Consider the following 20,858-nt stretch of genomic DNA (forward strand, 5'->3'; position numbering starts at 1 on the left):
AACACTCACGAATCGAAAGGGATGATTCGACCGCTCAGAAGTGAAGCGGTTCGGCGGTCTCCCAGCGAGAGGAGAACTGATTGTTGACGTTCGCCGCGAACTCGGGGTCTTTCAGGTCGATCATGGCGAACGCCTCGCCGGGCGAGAGCGGGTTCGCCACTTCGATACAGACTTCGAGGTCGTCGATGAGGTTGAAGGTCCCGTCGAGTTCCGCCGTCGTTCGAACCGAAAATTTCGGATGATCCGAGAGCGTGTCGGCGTAGCGCCGACCGACGCTCTCGGGGAGCGTGCTGACGAGTTCCGGCGACATGAGGACGGATACTTCCACGCCCCGTGACAGCGCCGTTTCGAGGTGCTCCGCGACGGTGTCCCCGACGTTGCCGATGTCGAACGTCGGGGACACCCGACCGGCGACCATGACGATGCGGCGTTCCGCGGCGTCCAAGCGTTCGATGAGGAGTTCGAGCGAATCGTCCGGACCGACCGCCGCTGTCCAGAAGCCCTCCTCTATCGGCGGGTCCACGGCGTCGAGTTCGGTGCTCAAATCGTCCACGATGTCCTCGTACTGGTCGGCCTTCGCGTTCAGTTCGTCCAGTTTGTCGTCCAGCAGTCGGTCGAGCGCGGTGGTCGGCTCGACGGCGACGTACTTCTTCGGGCGACTCGCACTCTGACTTCGCACGAGGTTGTGCGTCTCCAGGCTGTTGAGCACGTCGTAAATCCGCCCCATCGGAACGTCGCTCACCCGAGAGAGGTCCTTCGCCGTCGTCGGTCCCGTGTTCAAGAGCGCTCGATACGCACGCGCTTCGTACTCGGAGAGACCCAAATCGCGAAGACTTGCCATAGCTGTTGACATTAGCCCGACAGTATATAAACTCTACGTGCGTTTTATGTGCCTCAACTGGACAGAGTATCCTTTTCGCAAATATTGCTCAAAAGAAACTCGATGCTAGTTCACTCAGCTCCGCCGGAGATGTCGCCGGATCGGATTCGTTCTCGCCGTCGATGAGTCGGGCGGTTCCCCGCTCGTACTCGCCGTCAGGCGCGAGGACGACGACTTTCTCGTGGTCGGCGAGTCGAAGCGCGGCACGGTGTAGGTTCGACCCCGGTTCGTCGGCGACCACGACTTGGAGGGGTGGCCTGCACAGTCGGGAGGCGGCCGTCGCGTAGCCCGCGACCTGCACGCCGATTCGGTCCGCCGCACCTGCGAACGCGCCGACCGCCTCGCGTGCGGCCTCCTCGTACGACGAATCGCTCGTCAGGACGGTCAAATCGACCAGCGCGTCGGCCAAGACGGCGTTGTCATCGACGGGGCGAAGTTCACGGTCGAGCAGTCCCGGCCCTTCGCGCGGTCCGTCGACGAACGCACCGTCGTCGGCTTGGAGCGTTTCGATGGCGTGATCCGCGACGCTCGCGCGGTTTCGAGGTACTCGTCGCCGCCGAGGACCTGTGCGGCGGTGACGAAGGCTCGCGTCACGTAGGCGTGGTCGGCGAGCAGGCCGCGTTCCCCAACCTCGTCGCCGTCACGGTAGTGAACGACCGCACCGTTTTCGACGCACGTCGAGAGGAATTCGAGGGTTCGTTCGGCGTACCGTCGTGCGTGTTCGTCGTCGGTGTAGGCGGCGTACGTGAGCAACGCGTCCGCGGCGAGCGCGTTGCGGTCGGCGAAGGCGGTGAAATCGACGGGTGGTGCCTCCCGACTCTCGCGGTCGCTCGCGTCGCCCTCGTAGTAGCCGTCGCCGGGTTGTTGGCTGCCGCCGAAGGCGTCGCCCTCCCAGAGCGTCGTCGTCAGATATTCGACGGTCTTCGCGGCAGGGTCGCGGTAGCGGTCCTCGCCCGTGTACAGGTAGGCGTTCGCGTAGGTGCGCAGGAGTGCCGCGTTCAGGTCCAACATCTTCTCGCGGTGGATGTCGTTCCACTCGGGGGTGCCGGAGTAGCGGAAGAACCCGCCCTCGTAGTCGTCGTAGAGGTTCGCCGTGATCGGCGAAAGGGTGGCGAGTGCGCGCTCCCGGTCGCGTTTCAGCGCGAACTCGACGGTTCTCGGGAGCGGGAACTTCGCGTCGTCGCCCCAACCGCCGTTGGTCGGGTCGAACTGGTCCTCGATCTGTCCGACCATCAGGCGCTCGATTTCGCCGGTGACCTCGCCGGACGGGGGGCTCTGGTCGCGGATGTTGCGCGGTACTTGCGAGGCTTCCCGGCCCTTGTGCTCCCAGAGGTCGCGCACCTGTCCGACCACTTGGCGCATGGTGTTCGCGTCGAGGAACGTCGCGCCGGTCAGGTGTTCGCCTTCTGGCGTCAGAAACACCGTCGTCGGGAACCCGCCCATGTTGTATCGCTCCCTGACACGAGGTTGGCGGTCGATGTCGGCCCGGACCGGGACGAACGAGTCGTTGACGTTCGCCGCCAGCGTCGGCACCGCGTAGGTCGTGTCGTCCATCTCGTGGCACCACGAGCACCACCGAGCGGACAGCGAGAGAAGGACGGGTTTGTCGGCTTCCTGTGCCTCCTCGAACGCCGCGTCACCCCACTCGCGCCACTCGATTTTCGTCCGTTCCGCAGACTGATCCATGGCCTGACTTTGGGTCGAACGTGGGAAGTGGTTTCGGAATCCGCGTCGGTAACGAAGGAGTCAACCTACCTGCTTCGAACTGACCGAAAAGATATACAAATCGAACTCATTGCCACGGATATGAGACCGAAGACGAAATTCCTTGTCACGGTCATCTTTCTTCTCATCGGGGGCCTTCTCGACTTCCTGCTCGTCACGCAGTTACAATATGGGATTACAGAAAGCACCGTGTTCGTCGCCGTGGTCGTCGGCTTCACGCTGGTCGAAATCGTACTGGACAACGCGTCCATCTGACTGCTACACCGGTAGCTAACCGCTATTCAAATCGCGTCGCGTTCTGCTTCGATCCACTCGGCGTACGCCGTCGCGATGGCGTCGAGGATCTCTTCCCCGGCCTCCGCCGTTCCCTCGCGCGGATCGCCGAGAACGCCGTTCTCGGTGATGGTTTTGAATCCCTCGCTGAGGAGTCGGGAGACGGAGATTTCATCCTCGTGTCCAACTTCGAGTTCGTCGGTCCGAACGAGTCCCTCGTCTACCGCCAATACCATCGCTGTTTCCGCGGCACCAGCGTGAATCACGTCCTCTTGGTACTCTACGCCGCCCGCGCGAAGCCCCTCGTTCTGGAGTTCCATCAGGTTCGAGAGGTCGGCGAGCTCGATGACGTTCGCGTCGACCTCGCGGGCGACCTCCGGCGCGACGGTGTTGACGGGTGCGAAGTTCCCGCCGTGGGTCGGAACGAGGGCGATATGCTCGAAGCCGTGTTCGTCCAGCGACTCGCAGTACGCCCGAATCAGATCCATGAGGGTCGTCGCGGGAATCGTGATGGTCCCGGGGAACTCCATGTGGTGGCCCGAGCAACCGGGGCGAATCGTCGGCGCGGCGAGCGCGTCACCGAGTTTCTCGGCGATGCGCCTCGCCAGTTCGTCGCCCGCCAGCGTGTCCATTATCAGCGGGAGGTGCGGGCCGTGTTGTTCCACGGACCCGACGGCGACGATAGCGGTTCGTCTTCCGTCGTCGAGCGCCGTTTCCACGTCGGTCCATGTGCAGTTCGTAAGTTCTACGGTCGAATCGTTGGTCGTTTCCGTCATAGTTGCTGATCCCTGTCGATTGATGGCGCTGGAAAGAAGCGGTACCAGTAACCGAACGATCCGCAAAAAAGAACCGAGTAATCGAATCGAAAACGGCGCTCAGTCGTGAATCTCGACGGATTCGAGGACGACGTCGTCGAGCGGCTTGTCCTGCGGGTTCGTATCGACGGAGCCGATTTCCTCGACGACGTCCATGCCGTCTACGACCTCACCGAACACGGCGTGGCGGTTGTTGAGGTGCGGCGTGGCGTCGAGCGTGATGAAGAACTGCGAGCCGTTGGTGTTCGGGCCGGAGTTGGCCATCGAGAGGACGCCCTCGCTGTCGTGGGTGAGTTCCGGGTGGAACTCGTCGTCGAACTGGTAGCCGGGACCGCCGCGGCCCGTTCCCGTCGGGTCGCCACCCTGAATCATGAAGCCCTCGATGACACGGTGGAAGAGCACGTCGTCGTAGAGCGGTTCGTCGGTCTTTCGGTCGCCCGACTGTGGGTCAGTCCACTCGCGGTCGCCCGTCGCCAGTCCGACGAAGTTCGCCACCGTCTTGGGTGCGCGCTCGTCGAACAACTCGACTTCGATGTCGCCGTGATTCGTGTGAAGTGTGGCCGTTAGGTCGTCTGCCATATCCGTACTGTCGGCCTCCAAGGAAAAAAGGTGTTCTATCCACCAGCGGTGTCCGAACGGGAGAAAGATAGACGCCGCTACGCCTCGCTGGACCCGGTCAGTTCCAGCGGACGTATCCAGACGAACCAGATGAAGATGGCGGCCGTTAGGTACAGCGTGAAGAAAATCACGGTTCCGAGCATGCTGTAGCCGATCTGGGTCAGGAAATATTTTATCAGTCCCGGAACGATGATGCCGAGGGCCATCATCAAGCCGAAGCGAATCTTCCCCCCGGCGTTTTTCGTGCTCATGCAGGGGCTTCGTGCTCCACCTGCCTGAATCGTACGGTTTCAAACTACCAAAAATATCACATAACAGATCACAAAGTATTTGCCCGAACGTTACACGAATCGGACATGAGCCGAGAACGAATATTGGCGGTCGCCATCGCAATCGTCACCGTGGCGGGCCTGCTCACGCTCGCCGTTCTTCCCGGTGCGATTGCGACGGCGTCCACGGACGACGAACCGCCGAGTCGTCTTCGAATCGAGGACGTCGCCATCGCGCCCGGTCACGTTTCCGGTGGAACGGCGACGTTACGCATCGAAACCCGACTCGACCACAGGGGAGGGTCGGCGGAAAACATCTCCGTCCTCGTCCGGGCGATTCATCTCGATTCCGGGTTGGTCGAGGCGACGACACGAACGCGAGTCCCGACCATCGACGGGGAACGGGAAACGAGCATTATCGAAAACCTCTCGGTCGAACGTCGCGGCGGCTACCGGATCGAAACCGTGGTTTTCGAGAACGGGGAACGAATCGCCGAGGGCGGTAAGGAAGTACGGGGCGTCGATGCGCTCGAACCTGCCTACGAGCGGACGGCCGTCGATTTCCACTGGAACAGCGACACGAGCGGACTCCCACCGATCGACTACTCCATCGCTGACGTTCACGACGATACGGCGTCGCTCAACGTCTCCACGTATCTGACGAATCGCGGCGACGACGCGTCGGAGAACGTCCGTCTCGTCTTCGTCGCGCGGCAAGCGGATTCCAACATCGTCGCCGACCGCGTCTCCGTTCCCGTCGGGACCATCGAGGCGGGACGAACCGCGGACCCGTCCGCGACCGTGACCGTTCCGGACGGCTACAACTACTATCTCGACGCGATCCTCTGGAAGGACGGCGTCGTCGTCGGCTCAGCGCGGAGCGCCGCGACTCGACCCGTCGAAGCGGCTCTCGGTGAACGGGACGCAGACGGACGTCGAACTGTCCGTTTCGGACTTCCAAGAGGGCGACAGAGGAAAATCGGAGCGGACGACCAGAACGGCGAACGACGGCGGTCAACCCGGTTTCACCGCCCTCGCCGGTATCGTCGCCCTTCTCGGGGCGGGACTACTCGCGCGGCGAAACGGACAACCATGACTGAAACCGAATCAACGACGACCTCCGAGCGGTCGGAATCCGAATCGAACCGAGAGGAAACCGAGCGGACGAACACGGACGAAGAGAAGAACGGGCAAGTGGACCACCACGCCCGCCACGAAACGCCGGAGAGGGCCGGACGAACGAAGCCGTCCGGTGACCCGAACCCACGGAAGTACCTGTATCAGGGGGCGCTCGTCGTCCTCGTCCTTCTCGCGGTCGTGGCCCTGTTCCAGTTCTACATGAGCGCCCTCGACGTGATTCGGACGTTCGTCGCGGACCGGTACCGACCGCTGTTCAACGCGGCGTTCAATCTCGTCGTCCTGCTGGCGGCCGGTATCGGTATCTCGTTCACCGTCCGGTCGATGGACTGAGAACGCGACACGGCGGAACGTCGAAACGGAACGGAAGAACGGAGAAATGGAGCGGCAAAACGGAGCGGCGGAACGGCGAACGGAACGGCGCGCGTTAGCGATCTTTCACGGTCACCTCGACCGGATTTTCGGGGTGCAAGGTGACGAGCGGAACGAGCGTCAGCGGCGTGTCGGAGACGAGGTCGAACTCGAATCGCTTTCCGAGCGTCGCCAACACGAGTTTCGCCTCGCGCATGGCGAAGCCATCGCCGATGCATTTGCGCGGACCACCGCCGAACGGGAAGTACGCGAACTGTGGGAGTTCGCGGCGGAACTCGTCCGTCCAGCGTTCCGGTCGGAACTCCCACGGGTCGTCGAAGAAGCGCTCGTCGTGGTGAACGACCCACTGCGGGGTCGAAACGACGGTGTCGGCGGGGACGTGAAACCCGGCGAGGTCGTCCGCCTCGTTCGCCTGCCGGTAGACGACGTAGGCGGGCGGGTAGAGTCGCATCGTCTCCGTCACGATCTCGTCGAGGTAGTCGAGATCCGTGAGGTCGGCGACGGTCGGCGTTCCGTCGACCACTGCATCGAGTTCGTCGTGGAACTTCCGCCGTACGTCGGGGTGCTTCGCGAGCAGGTACCACGCGTACGTCAGCGTCAAAGCGGTCGTGTCGTGACCCGCGAGCAACAACGTCATCATCTCGTTGCGAACGCTCTCGTCGGTGAGGTTCCCCGCTTCACGCTCGCCGAGCAACGTTCCGAGCAGGTCGTCCTCGTCGCCCGAGTAGTCGTGCTGTCGTCGAATCTCGCGGAGGATTCGATCCAACCTGTCCACGGCGCGGCGGTAGCGAACGTTTCGCGGCGTCGGGGCCTCCTCGGGGACGAACCCTGCCGGTCCGGGCTGAAACCGCTCGCCGACTTCGATGAGGGCCTCCCGGATGGCCCGCTCCATTCCGTCGATTCGCGAACCGAGCAGGCTCTCGACGACGATTCTGAGGGTGAGTTGGGACATCTCGGCGTGGATGTTCGTGTGCTCCCCGTCGGTGAACGAGTCGGCCAGTTCGGTCGTATCGCGGACGATGATATCGCCGTACTCGTTCAGTTTCTCGCCGTAGAACGACGGTTGCATGACCGTGCGCTGGCGTCGCCAGTGCTCGCCGTCGCTCGTCAGTAGACCGTCTCCGAGCAACCCTCCAAGTCCCTCGTCCCCGCCCAACGTCGGCTTGCGGTAGTTCTCGGCGTTCGTCACGAGGACGCGCCGAATGGCTTCCGGGTCGGCCACTTGGTACACCTCCGTTCCGTACACGTCGATTCGGGCCACGTCGCCGTACTCGCGTGCGACGCGCTCCATGAACCCCAACGGGTCGTCTGCGTACTGGAGACTCGACCCCAAAAACGGTACCCCCTCCGGTCCCGATGGCACGCGGTTTGCCATGCAAGAGATTGGGTTGCACACCGTAAGAGCCTGCTCCCTAACGAGTGACAGAGTTTTTATGAACCGTGGTAAAGATGCTGACATGAGTGATGGTCATATCTCTCTCGTCGACCAAATTCCGCCCCTCGTCGCGATTGGGGTCCTCGGAGCCGGGTTGCTCGCGCTGTTTCTCGGCTACAGTTGGTTCTGGATGGTGTTCGTATTTGGATTCGCCGTCGTTCTCCCGCTTCTGACGATACTCTCGCAGTCGTTTTCGGAGCGCCAACGAACGCGACGAAAAGAGACCATCAACGGTACGACGACCGCCAAACCGACCGAGCGGAGAAACGAAACGATGACCGACAGGACGCCCTCGATACGCTCCGAGACAGATACGCCCGCGGGGAGATCGACGAAGTGGAGTTCGAACGGCGGGTGGACATACTCCTGGAAAACGAGACGGTAGCGGACGTGAAGGCGCGGCGGGAGCGGGAACGGGAATTCGAGTAATATCGGTTACCGAACTGAAAGCTTATGCCGTCGTTCGCGTTTTTTCTTCCCGATGAGACGCCGCCGTCTACTGGTCTGCGGGAGTGCTCTCCTGTCGAGCGGACTGTCCGGTTGTCTCGGTTCCCTGAACTCCGCGGGGGAGAACGGGGAACCGACTACAAACGAATCGACCACTCGAACCACGACGCGAACCACGACCGACACCGGAACCGAAGGCCTCGCACTGGCGAACAGCAGTTCGAAAACACGGACGGCCCACGTTGCCGTCTCTCGGAAATCGGATCCAACGCCGCTGGTCGATGCGAAATACGAAGTTCCAAGCGGGCATCTCCTGTGGTTCTCCGAGACGCTCGAACACGGGCAATCGTATCGCATCGACGCCGAAATTACCGGCGGGAAATCACGCGAAACGACGCTGACCGCGGAGGGATGTGCAGGGGACCCGTACAACTCCAGTGGCAGTCGCCCGGTTATCATCTACGTCGGGAAGCAAAAACCGACAATCGCGTTCAAAGAGTGCGACGTGGAGTTCCCACCGAATAGGTACACAACGGAGGGAACGGACAGGCACGAGGTGTGAACGCCACGACCGTTTTCCAGGGTTCGACCGACCGTGGGCCGTAAAACGGGGAAACTGACGAGGACTGGCAAACCACCGTCGAACCCTAGTGCTATCGGAGAGCGCCCTCGTCGAAACCCGCAGAGCGGGATCGAAACGACGTGCCGAATACGGAGGAGTACAACTCGAAGGCTCGTCGTCCCTCTAGCAACCACGAGTACGGCTCACGGGTTATCCGTCCAGTTTTCAACCGATGGGACCTTTTAGCTCCCTGAAGAAGTGGCCACATGGCCCTGAAAAAGAGCCTTCTGAGCGGCCTCGTCGCATTCATCGTCTCGACAGCCGCTGCGCGTGTCGTCGGCGGGAAAGAACTCGGGACGAGAATCGGCCTCCTGACCGGGGTATCAGTGGCCCTGAGCACCTGGGTGTCCAGTCGTCAGAGTGGGAAAGAAACCGAACTCGCAGACGAAGCGACGGCTGTGTGATCGGACGAGAGCGTGAAGTGGCAGATACGCCGGACATTTTGCACACGTCCCTCGAAACGCAATTTCATCGAGTAACTGACACTGTGATCATATACGGAAGTCGAGAACCGTCCATTCACTTTGGTCGAACTGACGCTGTATCACTTGCGAGAATTCAACTCCATACGGCAAGCGGGTCGCTGTAGAAAGTAAGTACCGTAAGATTAGTTGGCTGGGGAGGTTACGCCCCGATTTTCGATCGGTCAGTGACCGAGTGAAACTCGGATGGGCCAACGCGGATTTGAACCGCGGACCTCCCGGTTATCAGCCGAGCGCTCAACCTAACTGAGCTATTGGCCCGCTGTTGGGCGCATTTACTCATTGCCCGGTGAGATTTTTAAGGGTTTCCTTTCTCCTCCGCGTCGTCATCGAAACCGATATCGTAGGAGTCCGAATCCACCCGGTACGTATCACCGTCCTGACCACTCGAACTGGCCGTGCCGCTGCCGCTCACGCTGCCACCGTCAGGGAAGCCGAAGGTGTAGACGTTACCCGAGGCGAACCCGCCGGTCTGTTTGTCGATGTAGGGCGTGATGACCCACTTTTTCGCCACGGTGCGGAACACCGCGCGCGTGGGCGGGAGCGCGAACAGGAACCCGAGCGTGTCCGTGATGAGGCCGGGCGTGAGCAGGAAGGCACCCGCGACGAGCAGGAATCCGCCGTCGATGATCCGATTCGTGGGGATGTCCCCCCGCGCGAGGTCGGATTGGATCTTTCTGATGGTGTGTCTCCCTTCGGCACGAACCAGCAACATCCCGAGCAGGGCGGTCAGTACGACGAGCAGGACGGTTATCTGCCAGCCAATCTGGGTGGCGACGAAGACGAGAAACAGCCCGTCGAGTAACGGAATCAACAGCAACAGCGCCAGCATCCGTTTCCACATGATTCGACGTAGTGGTTCAGGCTGTAAAACCCTTTACCTGCTGATGTGTGCTCGGAGAGCGTAAATCGGGACGGAGAATTCGAGACCCTCATTTGGTTCTCGTCCTTGTCTCGTCCTTGTCTTTTCGTTTGGCCGCGCGCCTGCACAACGCGTGCGACGACGGACAAAACCACAGAACGACTCCGAATTCTACAGCGGCGGTAACGATTACGCTTTCCGCAACGACGACGGCGACACCACAGCGACACCACAGCGACAGCAATAACGGCGACGAATTCGACGACTACACCACCAACTACAACGACTCCCGTTGTTAGGGAACACCCCGCCCTCACTCGGTCAGCCGCTCGTGGGCGCACGCGCCCACTCGCACTTCCCTCGTTCGCCCGGGACCCGCCAGGACAGCGGCGGGCCGGGTGCGCCGCACCCGGCCCGCAAGCGGTTGGTTGGCCTTCCATCTACATTTTTCCTCATCGATCATCAGTATCTCCCGCTCACCCCCGTTCTTCGAGTACGATTTTCACGAAGAGATAGAAACGTGTCTACTGTCCTCGTTCATTTCTACACCCGTTCCTTCGTCTTTCGGCCACTAACGACTGCCAATCTATCGAATAACTCCAATTCTTCGTTTGTCCTTCCGAAATTCGAAATCAAGTTTCGTACCTCGTAATGATTCGTGGGGCTTATTACGATGTACGAACTTCACACGGGTAACAGCCATGAGTGACACCGAGAACAGGACGATTTTGCTCATCGGAAGCGGACCCATCCAGATAGGACAGGCTGCGGAGTTCGACTACTCCGGCGCGCAGGCCTGCCGTGCACTACAGGAAGAGGGGGCGCGAGTCGTTCTCGTGAACTCCAACCCGGCGACCATCATGACCGACCCGGAGATGGCCGACGAGGTGTACATCGAACCCATCACCACCGAAGCCATCGCCGAAATCATCCGGAAGGAGCGCCCTGACGGGGTTATCGCCGGACTCGGAGGACAGACGGGACTGAACGTCACCGCGGAACTCAGCGAGGAGGGCATCCTCGAAGAGTACGACGTGGAGATTATGGGAACGCCGCTGGAGACCATCTACGCGACGGAGGACCGCGACCTCTTCCGTCAGCGGATGCAGGAACTCGGCCAACCGATGCCGTACTCGACGACCATCACGCTCGACGAGGGCGAGTCTGTCGCCGAGTTGGACGAGGAATCCCTCGGCCAGCGCGTCGAGGACGCCGTCGACACCGTTGGCGGACTCCCCGTCATCTCGCGCACGACCTACACCCTCGGCGGGTCCGGGTCCGGCGTCGTTCACGAGATGGACGAACTGAAAGAGCGCGTGCGCAAGGGACTGCGCCTCTCGCGCAACAGCGAGGTGCTCATCACTGAATCCATCGCGGGTTGGGTCGAACTGGAGTACGAGGTGATGCGCGACGCGGACGACTCGTGTATCATCATCTGCAACATGGAGAACCTGGACCCGATGGGGATTCACACGGGCGAATCCACCGTCGTCACGCCCTCGCAGGTCATCCCCGACGAGGGGCACCAGGAGATGCGCGACGCGGCCCTCGAAGTCATCCGCGACTTGGGGATTCAGGGCGGATGTAACATCCAGTTCGCGTGGCACGACGACGGCACGCCCGGCGGCGAGTACCGCGTGGTCGAAGTGAACCCGCGTGTCTCGCGGTCCTCCGCGCTCGCATCCAAGGCGACGGGATACCCCATCGCCCGCGTGACGGCGAAAGTCGCGCTCGGCAAACGCCTGCACGAGATCGAGAACGAGATCACGGGCGAGACGACGGCGGCGTTCGAACCCGCCATCGACTACGTGGTGACGAAGGTACCGCGCTGGCCCAAGGACAAGTTCGACGACGTGGACTTCGAACTCAGCACGGCGATGAAGTCCACGGGTGAGGCGATGGCCATCGGCCGGACGTTCGAGGAGAGCCTCCTCAAGGCGCTCCGCAGTTCGGAGTACGAACCCGACGCGGAGTGGGACGAAGTCGGCGACGACGAACTCGAATCCTACTATCTCGAAAGACCCTCCCCCGACCGTCCGTACGCCATGTTCGAGGCGTTCGAGCGCGGCTACACGGCCGAACAGGTCGCCGACCTGACCGGCATCGAGTCGTGGTACGTCGAGCGCTACGGCCGCATCGCCGAGGCCGTCGAAGCCGCACAGGACGGCGAGTTCGCCCCCGCCGCGGAGAAAGGGTTCACGAATCAGGAAGTCGCGGCGATGGCCGGTGCGGACGTCGGTTCCGTCGAGACGAGTGCTCCGGAACGCTCGTTCAAGCAGGTCGATACCTGTGCGGGCGAGTTCGCGGCGTCGACGCCGTACTACTACTCCGCGCGTTCGGCCCGCGAGACGAACGTGTTCGGGAACGACGAACTGCAAGTCGATCCGGACGTCGAGAACGTCGTCGTCGTCGGTGGCGGCCCGATTCGTATCGGGCAGGGCGTGGAGTTCGACTACTGTTCGGTGCACGCGGTCCGCGCGCTCCGCGAGATGGGCATCGAAGCGCACGTCGTGAACAACAACCCCGAAACCGTCTCGACCGACTACGACACTTCTGATGGGTTGTTCTTCGAACCCATCACCGCCGAGGAGGTCGCCGACGTCATCGAGGCGACGGACGCCGACGGCGTGATGGTGCAGTTCGGTGGCCAGACTTCGGTCGATATCGGTCACCCGCTGGCGGAGGAAATCGAGCGCAGAGGTCTCGACTGCAAGGTCCTCGGGACCACGGTGGACGCGATGGACCTCGCGGAGGACCGCGACCGCTTCAACCGCCTGATGGACGACCTGGGAATCGAACAGCCGACCGGCGGAAGCGCGACGAGCGAGGAGGAGGCCCTCGAACTCGCACACGACATCGGGTATCCCGTCCTCGTGCGCCCGTCCTACGTCCTCGGTGGCCGCGCGATGGACATCGTGTACGACGACGAGGAACTCACGGAGTACATCGAGGAGGCGGTTCGCGTCTCGCCGGACAAGCCGATCCTCGTGGACGAGTTCCTCGCGGACGCGGTGGAACTGGACGTTGACGCCGTCTCGGACGGCGAGGACATCGTCATCGGCGGCATCATGGAACACGTCGAGAGCGCGGGCGTCCACTCGGGCGACTCCGCCTGCCTGATTCCGACCCGCTCGCTCTCTGAGGAGACGCTGGGTCGCGTGCGCGAAGTGACGGAGGACATCGCCCGCGCCCTCGACACGGTCGGGTTGATGAACGTGCAACTGGCCGTCCAAGACGATACCGTCTACGTCCTCGAAGCCAACCCGCGCTCCTCGCGGACGGTCCCGTTCGTCTCGAAGGCGACGGGCGTGCCGATTGCGAAACTCGCGGCGAAGGTGATGGCCGGGAAGACGCTGGCCGACCTCGACGTGACCGAACAGATTCCCGAGCAGACGAGCGTGAAGGAGGTCGTCCTCCCGTTCGACCGCCTCTCGGGGTCCGACCCCCGCCTCGGCCCGGAGATGAAATCGACGGGCGAAGTGATGGGTACCGCGGATTCGTTCGGCAAGGCATACGAGAAGGCCCAATCCGCCGCCTCGAACACGCTTCCGAAAGAGGGCGTTGCAGTCGTCGACTTCGACCTCGACGGCTTCGGCGACTACTACGAACTCGGCGAGTTCGAGGACATCAACGACGCGATTCGCACCGGGAAAGTCGACCTCCTCGTGAGCGACGACCGCGCCGCACTGGAGACGGCCGTCGAGGAGGACATCCCGTACTTCACGACCGTCGCCAGCGCGAAGGCGGCGCTCGAAGCGCTCGCGGCCCGTGACGAAGACCTCTGCGTGCAGTCGGTCGGCGACAGGCCGAAAGTCGCCCGCGAGTGGGGTCGCTGACGGGACCGATTCTCTTTAACTGGAGTTCAGGTAGAACTCGTTTTTCGAGGAGAGATCGTAGCTATCGCTGCCGTTCGAGAAGTTCGCTTTCACCTCGTTTCCGGAGAGGGTTCGTCGTCCCATCGAGTCCTCGTAGTGGTTCATCGACGCTGCGCTCGACGGCTGGAAGCCGATGAAGTTCTCGCGGGTGTCGTCGTCCCACGCGGAGTTGAGCTTCAACTGCCATCGGTTGTACTCGTTGGTCGGCGAAGATTCGTCCACGACTTCGACGTTCGGTTGGGAGTACGACCAGCTAAGGCCCGCCGTGACCGACGCGGTCATCCAGCCGACGCTTACGCTGAGCGAATAGCTGGTCGAGGACGACCCGCCCTGCGTTCCGTACGGGTTCCACTGCCCGTAATCCACGTCGGTATTGCCCATATCGCTCTGATTCCATTTGTGATACACTCTCCCCCACTCGTTCTTGTAATCGCTTCCGTACGCGGAGATTCCCGGTTCGAACCGGCCGGGGAGTGGAGAGCGAACACGTCGCCCTCGCTGCTCCCGAGCGTGTCCATGAACACGTAGAACGTGGCACCGACCGTCCCGTACGGGTCGTCGGCGTATTCGAGTTTCTGCGAGAACATTTGCTCCATGTTGTCCGTGCTGGACACGGTTCCACCGGCCATCGTGGTAACCTGCTCGGACGCTTTGATCGTCGAGGAGATGTCCGCGACGTGACTGTCGAGTTGGTCGTGAATCAGGGCTTCGGAGCGCCCCGATTCCGCCTGCGGTTCGGTCATGTCCTCGGCAGCGACGCCGACGTAGGAGTGGCCGACGCCGTCCGCGTCGAAGCCGTAGGCGTACGCCACGACCCCGCCCGAACTCGTCTCCTGCTCGCTCGCAGGGATAACCGCGGGAGCACGACCGTTCTTTTCCGCGAAATCATCGGCGGCTCGCCGACGAACCGCTCGTCGTTGCTCGTCCGACACCGCGGCTCCACCGGACGCCTTCGCGGTGTACACCGCACTTCCCCGTGAGCGCTTTTCGTTCAGCTTCGCGCTGGCGAACCCGGTACCCGTGACGAGGCTCGTCATCCCGAGTGCGCCGGTTTTGAGAATCGTTCGTCTGTTCGTCCGTCCGTTGCTTCCGCCGGAGTACTCTTTTTCTTCCATGCTACGGATATATGATAATAACGAAGATATAAATAACTAACTAGAAATTGAGTAAATTTAATACTTTATTTTCCAGGGGTAATTTGGTGTCCGAAAACATGCTTTGGGAGCGAACCGGGACGTGAAGTCGCACGAGCGTTTCGATCGCACCACTTGGTGAAGACGAGACGGGCGTGAGCCACGGTTTACGGCGGCGTCTTCGTACACGCTTGGAATCGGTCCGCTGACGCGTTCGAGCCTATGCGGGTTCTTTGTAGAACGTGGTCGTGTGGGCGAGCCAGTGCTCCGAGCCGTCGTTAACGAACTGGCCTTTCACCTTGTTGATGCAGATGGTTTTCTCTCCCATCGAGCTATCGTAGTGGTCCATCGAGGCGGCACTCGACGGCTGGAACCCGACGAAGTTCTGACTCACGTCGTCCCCACCGTTGACCTTCAACTGCCACTGGTTGTAATTGTGGTACGACGAGGACTCGTCGATGACTTCGACATCCGGCTGCGTGTACGACCAGCTAAAGCCCGCCGTAACCGATGCCGTCATCCAGCCGACACTGACGCTAAGCGAGTAGCTTCTGGACGACGAACCTCCTTGGGTGCCGTACGGCTGCCACTGACCATAATCGACGTCCACGTTGCCCATCTCGGTCTCGTCCCACTGGTGAAACACGCGTCCCCAGTCGTTCTCCCAGTCGCTTCCAAACGCCGAGGTGCCCGGTTCGAATCCGGCGGGTGAGTTGAACGAGTGAACGTCCCCGTCGGTGCTGCCGAGGGTGTCCTGGTACCAATACGACGTTGCCCCGGCGACGCCGTACGGATCTATCGCGTTTTCGAGTTTGTGCGAATAGATCTGTTGCATGTTGTTCGTCCCCGTCACGGGACCACCGGACATCGTCGTCGCTTGTTCGGACGCCGTGACGGCTGATGAGAGTTCAGCGACCCGGCCGTCGAACCGGTCGTGAATGAGCGCCTCGGCCCGTCCGGACTGCGTCTCGGGGTCGTCCGTGTCCTCGCCAGCGATGCCGGTGTACGCCCGGCCGACGCCGTTCGCATCGAGCGCGTATGCGTATGCGACCACGTCACCGTCGTCGGATTGCAGGTCGCTGGCAGGGATGGTATCCGGGGAACGCCCGTTTTTCCGCTCGAAATCGCGGACCGCACGTCTCCTGACCTGCCGTCGCTGTTCGTCGGAAATCGTCGCTCCACGGGACGCTTTCGCCGTGTGAACCGCACTTCCCCGCGGTTGCTTCTCGTTCAGTTCCGCACTGGCAAGACCGGTACCCGCGACGAGGCTCGTCACCCCGAGCGCGCCGGTTTTGAGGACCGCTCGTCTGTTCGTTCGATTGTCGTTTCCGTCTCCGCTTGGACTTTCTTTCATGGTCCAGAATAACAATCAAAATAGAGCCACAAATAATTAACTAGAAATTGAGTGAAATTAACAAGTAGTGACAGAAACGTAAAGTTATTGGTCTGTGTGGTTGTTTTCGAGAATCCAACGCTCTCGCTAAGAGAACCGACGAAAATCAGGGAAGCGTTCCGAGCGCTCCGCCCATCAGGAACGCGGCCAACGCGTACCACGGTTCCCGGCGGAGTTTTCGGTGGACGCCTGGCATCGTGCCGTTGACACCGACACCGAGCGAGAGACCGATGAAGAGCACACCGCCCGCGATGGCCACGCTTCGGAATCCGTGTTCGCTGGCGTACCCCGCGAGGACCCCGATTATCACACCGAAAATCGCGGCGAGAAAGTCGATTTCGGTGATGTGGTGATCGGTGGTAAATCGCGGTTGCATACCTGTCTTAGGAACTGACTCATATTATTTCATTCTATTCGTAGCTAACATTTCTGGAGCAAGTGCCCGGCAAAACGACGAGCGTTCACGGGACGGTATCTTTACCCTCGGGTGCGACACTGTTGGCCGGGAAACCTTTCCGCTTCGTGCACGAATTCCCGTAAAATGTCGAACGAAATCGAGCGCCTGCTGGTCGCAGGTGCGAGCGGCGACACGGGGCGCGAACTCCTCCGACAGTTACGCAGCGTTGACGTGCAGGTCAGAGCCATGACGCGCTCGCCGAACAAGGAACGGGAGTTGTCGGAGGAAGGCGCGGACGAGGTCATCGTCGGTGACCTCCTCGACCCGGCGGACGCCTCCCGTGCCGTCGCGGACTGCGACGCCGTTCTCTGTGCGGTCGGGTCGTCCCCCGGTCTCGACGCGCTTCTCGGCGGCGACCTCGTGGACGGTGTCGGTGTCGAGAACCTCGTCTACGCGGCCGTTGCAGCGGGCGTCGAAGGCTTCGTCTTCGAGAGTTCCATCGGCGTCGGTGACTCCCGCGAGGGGATGCCCGCCGCGCTTCGACTCCCGCTTTGGCACGTTCTCAACCAGAAGAATCACGCCGAATCGGTGCTCCGCACGTCTGGTCTCTCCTACACCGTCATCCGCCCCGGCGGCCTGACGAACGCACCCGCGACCGGCAACGTGCTGGTCGGTGAAGGTGGCGAAAGCGTCTCCGGGAGCATTCCGCGCGAGGACGTCGCCCGACTGATGATCGCCGCGTTGTTCACGCCGGACGCCGAGAACCGGACGTTCGAGGTCGTGAGTCGGGAGGGTCAGCGCGGCACCGCTCGGGGAGTCGTCGAGATAGACTGGCAAGTGCCCGGCGAACACGAAATAGAAATCGAGGAGTAAGCGGTACGCGGGAGTTCGCCGACCGCCAATCCTCGGCGGTCAGCGTCGTCACAACGGGTTCGGATCAGTCAGCAGCGACGAGTCGCCGTCGAGGTGCCATCGCGAGGACGTCGTCGAAGAATCCGAGGGTGTCGTTCGGGCCGGGGTTCGCTTCGGGGTGGTACTGACGCGTGATGACGTCGAGTTCGTCGTTTTCCAGTCCTTCAGGGGTATCGTCGTTGACGTTGATCTGCGTGACTTCGAGGTCGCCGGGCTCGGCGACCGTGTAGCCGTGGTTCTGCGTGGTCATGACGACCTGTCCCGATTCGAGGTCACGAACGGGCTGATTGACGCCGCGGTGACCGAAGTCCATCTTCGAGGTGGTTCCGCCGAGCGCGCGGGCGATGATCTGCTGTCCGAGACAGATGCCCGCGAGCGGGAGTTCCCCGGCGAAGGTTTCGACGAGTTCCTGGGCCGCTTCGAAGTTCGCAGGATCGCCCGGTCCGTTCGAAACGAAGAGGATGTCGGCTTCGAGGGCTTCGACGTCCTCGGGCGTGGCGTCGTGCGGGAGGACGTGAACGTCCGCACCGCGTTCGACCAGCGCGTCGATGATGCTTCCCTTCGCGCCACAGTCCACGAGCGCGACGGTTTGGCCGTCCTCGTCGCCATCGCCGAGGTGAACCTCGGGTTCGGAGACGCTGACCTGCGCGCCGATGTCGTGGTGGTCGCTCATGCCCGGGCAGCGCGCGAGTTCCGCGAGCGCGTCGTCGGGCGTGGCGTTCTCACCGACCGCGATTCCGCACTTCATCGCGCCCTCTTCCCGAATCCCGCCGACGAGGTCGCGGGTGTCGAGGTGGTCCACCGCGGGGACGCCCTCGGCTTCGAGCCACTCCGCGACGTCCTCGGTGAGTTCGCGCGCGACGACCGCACGCGGGTGGACTCGGTCGCTCTCGAAGCGTTCCTCTCGGACGCCGTAGTTCCCGATGAGGGGGTACGAGAACGTGAGGACCTGTTCCTCGTAGGACGGGTCGGTGAGGCTTTCCTCGTAACCCGTGTATGCTGTTGTAAAGACCAGTTCACCGCAAGCCGTACCTGGGGAGCGACCACGGGCTTCCACCACATGGCCACCCTCCAGCGCGACGTAGGCACCCGGCATTACGAGATTCATATGCAACACGGCACTATAAACCTTGCTTTCGAAGCATTCTTACGAAATTCGTAATCATCAAGTAGCGGGCGACACTACCTGCAAATCTCCATGGACGCACTCGACCGACAGATATTGAATCTTCTCCGGCGAGACGCCCGGACGCCGTACACGGAGATCGCCGAGAGCGTCGGCACATCCGAGGGCACGGTTCGAAATCGCGTCGAACGCATGACCGAGGACGGCGTTATCGAACGATTCACCGTTACCACTCACACGGGAAACGTGAAAGCTATGATAGAGATCGGTGTGGACGTCGCGGTTGACACGACAGCGATATCCGATACGTTCGCGGAGTGGGAACAGGTCGATTTCGTCTGGCAGGTCAGCGGCGAGGACGACATCGTCCTCATCGTCGACGCCTCCGACACGCAGGGCGTGAACCAACTCATCACTCGCGCGCGAGAGTTGGAGGAAGTCGTGAGCACGAAGACTCGACTCATCTTGGACGAGCGACTTGGATGAGGCCATCTCGGCCGAATCCAAGTTGCACCCGAGATGAGTCGAAGAGTGATTTTGGACGAGCGACTCGGGTAAGCGCCAGCGTCCCGAGTCGTTCGACGGAATCGGGATAATATCCGTTCGTTTGGGTTCGGGCGCCGACCACGAGGTTTCGAACGTTTGCTTTTCGGGCTTCTTATGTACCACTCCCCGTCTAAATAGGTCATTCTGTGTGGGAAAAGAAGACGTATGGGAACCAAAACCTCCCTTTGCACTATATTTATGCAGTTATTCGTCGTGCGTCTATTCGAACGTCAGATGTACGATTATCGAAGCGAAGCGGAGTTCGATCGACTCCGCGCCGTCCGGGTACACAAACCGGGGTGTGAAACGTTCGTCGGCGCGGTCGATCCGGTTCCGAACCTGTTTCGCAGTCAGTCCTCCGTCGCCAACGCACAGCGGGAACACGAACGACTGGTCGAAGTCCTCGAAGCGAACGGCGTCACCGTCCACCATCTCTGTGACGACCTCGCGGAGGGGACGACCCTCGACGCCCTGCTCGCGTCGCGGGTCCGTATCGACTGCAGCGATTTGCCCCGCGACAGACGGACCGCGACGCGGGATTCGATGTGGAACGAACTGCTCTCGCTTCCCCCGTACGAAAAACTGCAACTCGTCGGGAGCAACGCGACGCTGTACCGCCACCGAAACGGGTCGGGGAAGACCGGCGACCACGAGTTCAGCGTCGGGCGTTTCGACACGACGAGCATCCGTTTCCGACAACCGCTCTCGAACCTCTACTTCCAGCGCGACCAGCAAATCGTTACGGACGACGGTCCCGTCATCGGATCGTTCCGGAACGAGACGCGGGACGCGGAGACGGGAATCGCGGTCAAGGGGTGGGAAGCGATCGGCGGTTCGCCGCGACCCCACAACGGTCTCGTGGAATTCTTCCAACCCACGGACCAGACGTTGGAGGGCGGCGATTTCATTCCGGCGGGCGAGTTCGCACTGCTCGGTATCTCCGCGTTCGAGGGCGAAACCGAGATTCCGATACGGACGACGCGCGGCGCGGGTCGGACGTTGTTGGAAGCCGACGTGATGTCCTACGACGAAGTCGGACTCGTCCACGCGCCGCGCACCGCGGACGCCGAGGAACAGGCCCGGAAGACGAACGGCGCCGAGACGGCGGAGACGGACATGGAGGTGATGCACCTCGATACGTGGTTCAACATCGCCGACGAGGGTGTTGCCGTCGCTCGAAAACACCTCGTGGACAACACCGACGTGGAGGTGTACGGTCGGACGGGAACGGGCTACGAGCACCTCCGAACCATCGGTTTCGGGGAGTACCTCTCCGAGAAGGACTACCGCATCATCGACGTGCCGTTCGACGAGCGCGCCGTCGGGACGAACTTCCTCACGCTCGACGCCGGGAAGATACTTCCGATACACTACCCCGACGAGCACGGCGAGTACGACCCGGCGCGCAACGAACTCATCGAGACCATGCGCGCGGAAGGACTCGACGTCGTTCCGGACGGCGTCGGAATTCCGCTGGAACACCTCCGGGCGGGATACGGCGGCGTCCACTGCGTCACGACGCCGCTCCGGCGCGCGTAG

23 protein-coding genes, 1 tRNA gene and 1 pseudogene are annotated in these 20,858 nt (G+C 61.8%); 10 read left to right on the forward strand and 15 right to left on the reverse strand.

Annotated elements, in window-relative coordinates; translation table 11 throughout:
- Positions 1–34: 34 nt before the first annotated feature.
- Together A4G99_RS06905 and A4G99_RS06910 are read right to left on the reverse strand one after the other, a co-directional pair.
- On the reverse strand, positions 35–841 hold the full coding sequence (locus A4G99_RS06905; protein WP_066141128.1) for a TrmB family transcriptional regulator: 807 nt from the start codon (positions 839–841) through the stop codon (positions 35–37).
- An 88-nt stretch (positions 842–929) separates the two neighbouring features.
- Positions 930–2,566 (reverse strand): annotated as a pseudogene (locus tag A4G99_RS06910) (DUF255 domain-containing protein).
- A 120-nt stretch (positions 2,567–2,686) separates the two neighbouring features.
- Here A4G99_RS06910 and A4G99_RS25795 point away from each other — a divergent pair.
- Entirely contained in the window at positions 2,687–2,860 is a 174-nt protein-coding gene (locus A4G99_RS25795; RefSeq protein ID WP_190303710.1) for a hypothetical protein, read from the forward strand.
- Between the two features lie 26 nt (positions 2,861–2,886).
- Here A4G99_RS25795 and A4G99_RS06920 read toward each other — a convergent pair whose 3' ends face one another.
- From A4G99_RS06920 to A4G99_RS29785, 5 genes are all read right to left on the reverse strand, one after another.
- Positions 2,887–3,654: a creatininase family protein gene (locus A4G99_RS06920; protein ID WP_066141137.1), complete on the reverse strand. Its 768-nt coding sequence runs from the start codon at positions 3,652–3,654 to the stop codon at positions 2,887–2,889.
- A gap of 99 nt (positions 3,655–3,753) precedes the next feature.
- Positions 3,754–4,272: a peptidylprolyl isomerase gene (locus tag A4G99_RS06925; protein WP_066141140.1), complete on the reverse strand. Its 519-nt coding sequence runs from the start codon at positions 4,270–4,272 to the stop codon at positions 3,754–3,756.
- A 77-nt stretch (positions 4,273–4,349) separates the two neighbouring features.
- Positions 4,350–4,562, reverse strand: coding sequence for a hypothetical protein (locus A4G99_RS06930; protein ID WP_066141143.1), 213 nt, complete (start codon positions 4,560–4,562; stop codon positions 4,350–4,352).
- Between the two features lie 90 nt (positions 4,563–4,652).
- Entirely contained in the window at positions 4,653–4,826 is a 174-nt protein-coding gene (locus A4G99_RS29780; RefSeq protein WP_190303711.1) for a hypothetical protein, read from the reverse strand.
- Positions 4,827–4,847: 21 nt separating this feature from the next.
- Entirely contained in the window at positions 4,848–5,297 is a 450-nt protein-coding gene (locus A4G99_RS29785) for a hypothetical protein (protein ID WP_082837720.1), read from the reverse strand.
- A gap of 196 nt (positions 5,298–5,493) precedes the next feature.
- Between A4G99_RS29785 and A4G99_RS29790 the strand changes: the two genes are divergently transcribed.
- Positions 5,494–5,676, forward strand: a complete 183-nt coding sequence (locus A4G99_RS29790) for a PGF-CTERM sorting domain-containing protein (RefSeq protein ID WP_190303712.1) — start codon at positions 5,494–5,496, stop codon at positions 5,674–5,676.
- Positions 5,673–6,050, forward strand: a complete 378-nt coding sequence (locus A4G99_RS29795) for a hypothetical protein (RefSeq protein ID WP_066141147.1) — start codon at positions 5,673–5,675, stop codon at positions 6,048–6,050. Before A4G99_RS29790 ends, A4G99_RS29795 begins: the two co-directional genes overlap by 4 nt.
- Before the next feature lie 94 nt (positions 6,051–6,144).
- Here the strand turns inward: A4G99_RS29795 and A4G99_RS06945 are convergent, their stop codons facing one another.
- Positions 6,145–7,464: a cytochrome P450 gene (locus tag A4G99_RS06945; protein WP_066141151.1), complete on the reverse strand. Its 1,320-nt coding sequence runs from the start codon at positions 7,462–7,464 to the stop codon at positions 6,145–6,147.
- Positions 7,465–7,644: 180 nt separating this feature from the next.
- On the opposite strand from A4G99_RS06945, the gene A4G99_RS06950 reads away from it, so the two are divergent.
- The 3 genes from A4G99_RS06950 to A4G99_RS06960 all read left to right on the forward strand — a co-directional run bounded on the left by A4G99_RS06950 (position 7,645) and on the right by A4G99_RS06960 (position 8,997).
- Complete coding sequence (locus A4G99_RS06950) at positions 7,645–7,953, forward strand: SHOCT domain-containing protein (protein ID WP_082837722.1); 309 nt, start codon at positions 7,645–7,647, stop codon at positions 7,951–7,953.
- Positions 7,954–8,005: 52 nt separating this feature from the next.
- On the forward strand, positions 8,006–8,533 hold the full coding sequence (locus A4G99_RS06955) for a hypothetical protein (protein WP_066141157.1): 528 nt from the start codon (positions 8,006–8,008) through the stop codon (positions 8,531–8,533).
- Positions 8,534–8,799: 266 nt separating this feature from the next.
- The gene (locus tag A4G99_RS06960) at positions 8,800–8,997 is read left to right on the forward strand and encodes a hypothetical protein (protein WP_066141161.1); all 198 of its coding nucleotides are present in this window, start codon (positions 8,800–8,802) and stop codon (positions 8,995–8,997) included.
- A 265-nt stretch (positions 8,998–9,262) separates the two neighbouring features.
- On the opposite strand, the gene A4G99_RS06965 is transcribed toward A4G99_RS06960, so the two are convergent.
- A tRNA-Ile gene (locus tag A4G99_RS06965) sits at positions 9,263–9,336 on the reverse strand.
- Between the two features lie 37 nt (positions 9,337–9,373).
- A complete protein-coding gene (locus A4G99_RS06970; RefSeq protein WP_066141165.1) occupies positions 9,374–9,919 on the reverse strand; it encodes an FxsA family protein in 546 nt (181 codons plus the stop codon).
- A 719-nt stretch (positions 9,920–10,638) separates the two neighbouring features.
- Here A4G99_RS06970 and carB point away from each other — a divergent pair.
- Complete coding sequence (gene carB / locus A4G99_RS06975) at positions 10,639–13,773, forward strand: carbamoyl-phosphate synthase large subunit (protein ID WP_066141168.1); 3,135 nt, start codon at positions 10,639–10,641, stop codon at positions 13,771–13,773.
- Between the two features lie 15 nt (positions 13,774–13,788).
- Here the strand turns inward: carB and A4G99_RS27035 are convergent, their stop codons facing one another.
- The 4 genes from A4G99_RS27035 to A4G99_RS06990 all read right to left on the reverse strand — a co-directional run bounded on the left by A4G99_RS27035 (position 13,789) and on the right by A4G99_RS06990 (position 16,714).
- Positions 13,789–14,193 carry a hypothetical protein gene (locus A4G99_RS27035; RefSeq protein WP_223301750.1) on the reverse strand — a complete coding sequence of 135 codons (405 nt, stop codon included), beginning with the start codon at positions 14,191–14,193 and terminating at the stop codon, positions 13,789–13,791.
- On the reverse strand, positions 14,106–14,927 hold the full coding sequence (locus A4G99_RS06980) for a hypothetical protein (protein ID WP_223301751.1): 822 nt from the start codon (positions 14,925–14,927) through the stop codon (positions 14,106–14,108). The genes A4G99_RS27035 and A4G99_RS06980 overlap by 88 nt, the downstream gene beginning before the upstream one ends.
- A gap of 238 nt (positions 14,928–15,165) precedes the next feature.
- Positions 15,166–16,299, reverse strand: a complete 1,134-nt coding sequence (locus tag A4G99_RS06985) for a hypothetical protein (RefSeq protein ID WP_066141170.1) — start codon at positions 16,297–16,299, stop codon at positions 15,166–15,168.
- Positions 16,300–16,444: 145 nt separating this feature from the next.
- Positions 16,445–16,714, reverse strand: a complete 270-nt coding sequence (locus tag A4G99_RS06990) for a hypothetical protein (protein ID WP_066141176.1) — start codon at positions 16,712–16,714, stop codon at positions 16,445–16,447.
- A 165-nt stretch (positions 16,715–16,879) separates the two neighbouring features.
- Between A4G99_RS06990 and A4G99_RS06995 the strand changes: the two genes are divergently transcribed.
- On the forward strand, positions 16,880–17,608 hold the full coding sequence (locus A4G99_RS06995) for an SDR family oxidoreductase (RefSeq protein ID WP_066141178.1): 729 nt from the start codon (positions 16,880–16,882) through the stop codon (positions 17,606–17,608).
- 64 nt (positions 17,609–17,672) lie between these two features.
- Here A4G99_RS06995 and carA read toward each other — a convergent pair whose 3' ends face one another.
- Positions 17,673–18,743: a glutamine-hydrolyzing carbamoyl-phosphate synthase small subunit gene (carA, locus tag A4G99_RS07000; protein WP_066142416.1), complete on the reverse strand. Its 1,071-nt coding sequence runs from the start codon at positions 18,741–18,743 to the stop codon at positions 17,673–17,675.
- Between the two features lie 102 nt (positions 18,744–18,845).
- On the opposite strand from carA, the gene A4G99_RS07005 reads away from it, so the two are divergent.
- Positions 18,846–19,259 (forward strand): Lrp/AsnC family transcriptional regulator, encoded by a 414-nt coding sequence (locus A4G99_RS07005; protein WP_066141181.1) that lies wholly within the window; start codon positions 18,846–18,848, stop codon positions 19,257–19,259.
- Positions 19,260–19,553: 294 nt separating this feature from the next.
- On the forward strand, positions 19,554–20,858 hold the full coding sequence (locus A4G99_RS07010) for an arginine deiminase family protein (RefSeq protein WP_066141184.1): 1,305 nt from the start codon (positions 19,554–19,556) through the stop codon (positions 20,856–20,858).

The sequence above is a fragment of the Haladaptatus sp. R4 genome, from assembly GCF_001625445.1.
Taxonomy (GTDB): Archaea; Halobacteriota; Halobacteria; order Halobacteriales; family Haladaptataceae; genus Haladaptatus.

Excerpts from the sequence above, each read along its gene's own strand:
- A4G99_RS06960 (WP_066141161.1), top strand. The coding sequence starts at position 8,800 with ATGGCCCTGAAAAAGAGCCTTCTGAGCGGCCTCGTCGCATTCATCGTC.
- A4G99_RS06980 (WP_223301751.1), bottom strand. The coding sequence starts at position 14,927 with ATGGAAGAAAAAGAGTACTCCGGCGGAAGCAACGGACGGACGAACAGA.
- A4G99_RS06990 (WP_066141176.1), bottom strand. The coding sequence starts at position 16,714 with ATGCAACCGCGATTTACCACCGATCACCACATCACCGAAATCGACTTT.
- A4G99_RS07005 (WP_066141181.1), top strand. The coding sequence starts at position 18,846 with ATGGACGCACTCGACCGACAGATATTGAATCTTCTCCGGCGAGACGCC.
- A4G99_RS06995 (WP_066141178.1), top strand. The coding sequence starts at position 16,880 with ATGTCGAACGAAATCGAGCGCCTGCTGGTCGCAGGTGCGAGCGGCGAC.
- A4G99_RS06905 (WP_066141128.1), bottom strand. The coding sequence starts at position 841 with ATGGCAAGTCTTCGCGATTTGGGTCTCTCCGAGTACGAAGCGCGTGCG.
- A4G99_RS06970 (WP_066141165.1), bottom strand. The coding sequence starts at position 9,919 with ATGTGGAAACGGATGCTGGCGCTGTTGCTGTTGATTCCGTTACTCGAC.
- A4G99_RS06920 (WP_066141137.1), bottom strand. The coding sequence starts at position 3,654 with ATGACGGAAACGACCAACGATTCGACCGTAGAACTTACGAACTGCACA.
- carA (WP_066142416.1), bottom strand. The coding sequence starts at position 18,743 with ATGCCGGGTGCCTACGTCGCGCTGGAGGGTGGCCATGTGGTGGAAGCC.
- A4G99_RS06930 (WP_066141143.1), bottom strand. The coding sequence starts at position 4,562 with ATGAGCACGAAAAACGCCGGGGGGAAGATTCGCTTCGGCTTGATGATG.
- carB (WP_066141168.1), top strand. The coding sequence starts at position 10,639 with ATGAGTGACACCGAGAACAGGACGATTTTGCTCATCGGAAGCGGACCC.
- A4G99_RS29795 (WP_066141147.1), top strand. The coding sequence starts at position 5,673 with ATGACTGAAACCGAATCAACGACGACCTCCGAGCGGTCGGAATCCGAA.
- A4G99_RS06955 (WP_066141157.1), top strand. The coding sequence starts at position 8,006 with ATGAGACGCCGCCGTCTACTGGTCTGCGGGAGTGCTCTCCTGTCGAGC.
- A4G99_RS07010 (WP_066141184.1), top strand. The coding sequence starts at position 19,554 with ATGTACGATTATCGAAGCGAAGCGGAGTTCGATCGACTCCGCGCCGTC.
- A4G99_RS06925 (WP_066141140.1), bottom strand. The coding sequence starts at position 4,272 with ATGGCAGACGACCTAACGGCCACACTTCACACGAATCACGGCGACATC.
- A4G99_RS27035 (WP_223301750.1), bottom strand. The coding sequence starts at position 14,193 with ATGGGCAATACCGACGTGGATTACGGGCAGTGGAACCCGTACGGAACG.
- A4G99_RS06985 (WP_066141170.1), bottom strand. The coding sequence starts at position 16,299 with ATGAAAGAAAGTCCAAGCGGAGACGGAAACGACAATCGAACGAACAGA.
- A4G99_RS06945 (WP_066141151.1), bottom strand. The coding sequence starts at position 7,464 with ATGGCAAACCGCGTGCCATCGGGACCGGAGGGGGTACCGTTTTTGGGG.
- A4G99_RS25795 (WP_190303710.1), top strand. The coding sequence starts at position 2,687 with ATGAGACCGAAGACGAAATTCCTTGTCACGGTCATCTTTCTTCTCATC.